The 2,596-nt window shown below is 39.2% G+C and carries 1 protein-coding gene and 1 pseudogene; one reads left to right on the top strand and one right to left on the bottom strand.

Annotation, left to right across the window (positions count from 1 at the left end; all coding sequences use genetic code 11):
* Positions 1-292: 292 nt before the first annotated feature.
* A complete protein-coding gene (locus ACWXWT_RS20285) occupies positions 293-1,912 on the top strand; it encodes a methyl-accepting chemotaxis protein (RefSeq protein ID WP_456043376.1) in 1,620 nt (539 codons plus the stop codon).
* Between the two features lie 138 nt (positions 1,913-2,050).
* Here the strand turns inward: ACWXWT_RS20285 and ACWXWT_RS20280 are convergent.
* A pseudogene (locus ACWXWT_RS20280) lies at positions 2,051-2,405 on the bottom strand (IS110-like element ISSpi6 family transposase); the annotation flags it as partial.
* Positions 2,406-2,596 lie beyond the last annotated feature (191 nt).

Here is a 2,596-nt window from a genome sequence, read left to right as displayed (position 1 = left end):
CTCTCAGGTATGCCACTTCTGTGTTACATCGATTTAAAAGGGAACACCATTTCTACATCAATGTGCCTTGAATTGAAAAACCTGAGAGACTCTGAACTGACCAGATATTTAATGAGATTGGTATAAGCATTTAACCAATCCAATATTAGCTGTTAATAATATTACATATTATTAACATTTAAAGCGACAAAAGACTAAAACAGTCTAAAATGTGATAACCACATAGTAGGTATTATTTAACACGTCGTCATTTACAAGAAACAAGAATGCGACAACTACACGGAGGTTTTAGATGAGTTGGCTAGATAATTTAACCATAAGAAAAAAGTTAAACATTTTAGTTTCGTTTTCATTACTAATTATTCTAGCGCTAGGTGCACTCGGTTTGTATGAACAAAAACGTACTTCACTTTTAGAGCGTAAAAGTAAGCTAAAGGCTCAAGTTGAAACAACCGTGAGTTTAGTTAAGTATTACAACCGTCACTCACAATCGTTAGGTGAAGCTGTCGCGAAGGAAATGGCCATCAAAGCCATACAAGCATTGAGATACGACGACAAAAACTATTTTTGGATCACCAATCCACAAGTAAAAATAGTCATGCACCCTACTTCCCCTGAGTTAAACGGTACCGATGCGTCTAATATACAAGACTCCTCTGGAAAACTTTTTTGGCAAGAAATGGCTAAAATCGCCAAAGAGCAAAATCGAGGTTATCTCGATTATACTTGGACAACAAATGAAGGAGTAGAGCAAGAAAAGATTTCTTATGTAGCCTATATACCTGAATGGCAATGGATTGTAGGATCAGGTTTATTAGTCAGCGATCTTAATGACGTATTTATTTCAAGCCTTATTCGAGAAGGTATCATTATTGGAATTGTCTCAATATTATTGCTGGTGACGAGTTTTTTCATCGGACAAAATATTGTTCAGCCAATCGAAATATTACAAGCAAAAGTAAAGTTAATTGCAAAAGGTGACTTAACAACAAGGCTTCATAGCAAGCGCAAAGATGAAGTCGGCGCCATTAGCCACGATATGGATGAAATGCTGGATAAAATTCACTCTGCGATAACGTTAGCAAATCACTCAGCAACGCAATCCACACATTTAGTCGATGATTTAGCCTCCTCAAGCAATAAAAATTCAGCAAGTGTCCAATCCCAATATATGCAGCTGGAACTCTTAGCAACCGCAATGGATGAAATGAACAGCACTAACGTCGAAGTCACTCGAAACGCTGAGTTTGCGGCAACAACCACTAGCGCTGTCGCAACTGCTGCAGAAAGTAGTAGCAATGACATGTCATTGACGGTTCGTAGAATTTCTGATGCGGATCAAGCTATGGCGTCTGTAACTGAACTCGTAGAGCATTTAAAACATAGCGTGTTGAACATCGCAGATGTCACACTGTCAATTCAGAAAATATCTGAACAAACCAACCTACTGGCACTCAATGCTGCCATCGAAGCCGCTCGAGCGGGTGAACACGGAAGAGGGTTTTCAGTGGTGGCAGACGAAGTTAGGGCATTGGCGGCAAATACCAATCAAGCAACTAATCAAATACAAAGTTCAATTGAAGAATTAACAGATAGTGCCAGTAAAGCTTCTGAAGCGGTATTTGCTAGCCGAAAACAAGTTCAAGGATGCGTCGCTGTTTCACAAGATACAGGAACGTCCTTACAGGCCATGGTAGCCAAACTAAAATCGGCAAACGACATGGTGACTCAAATAGCATCATCAGCAGAAGAACAAAGTGCAGTTTCAAATGAGATAAGCGAAAATGTCACAGCGATTAAAACCTCTGCAAATGAAATAAATATCGTCACGACACACCTTGTATCACAAAGCCAAGAACTGGTTCAAAATTCTGCTGCACTCAGCAATAATATAGCGTTTTTTAAACTTTAAAACTTTTCTTCCTACCTCAAAAATGCCCACTGACAAATAGCGGGCATTTTTATTGGATGTAACAAAGGGATATTTGAATGTTAACAATGAGGGATCAGGCTTTGTTATTAGCAGGAAACTGATCCCATGTTATGACCAAATAACACTTATGACTTGTGAGATCTCTGTTTTTACACCAACAAAACGCATTGATGACCATGTGCATGCTTCAGCTATCGCATCAGCATCAATATAATCATTTTTATTGGTTTTAACGTAAAGTCTAACATATTGGGGAGGTATGAATTTAACCTCATGACCGAGTGATTGGCACTTTCTTGCTAACCAGTGAGAGCCACCACATGACTCCACTGTAATCGTCGTTTTAGGCGTTTGCGACAGAAATTGAATGAGCTTTAGACGACTTAAATGCTTACATAAGTAATTGTTCACGACCAGTGTGATCGTGCCCAACAAGATGAAAAGAAGATTTGCCTACTTTAATAGTAGACATGATGGTTCGCCTCTATGATTAGCCTACCCTAAGTTTAGCTTAACCTAGGGGTGAAGCAGACCATCTAATACCAATCCTATTAAATATGTGATCTTTCAGCGGGAGTTCAAAGTGCTGTAGGCAAGGCAGATGATTGAAGCGAATAGTGATCCTCGGTAACAAGCTCCTGCGTTACTCTACCTCCAGTATCT

It is taken from the genome of Shewanella sp. A22 (assembly GCF_053850585.1).
Note: the sequence above shows the minus strand (reverse complement) of the source record. Positions and strands in the feature narration are given on the sequence as shown.

Excerpts from the sequence above, each read along its gene's own strand:
- ACWXWT_RS20285 (WP_456043376.1), top strand. The coding sequence starts at position 293 with ATGAGTTGGCTAGATAATTTAACCATAAGAAAAAAGTTAAACATTTTA.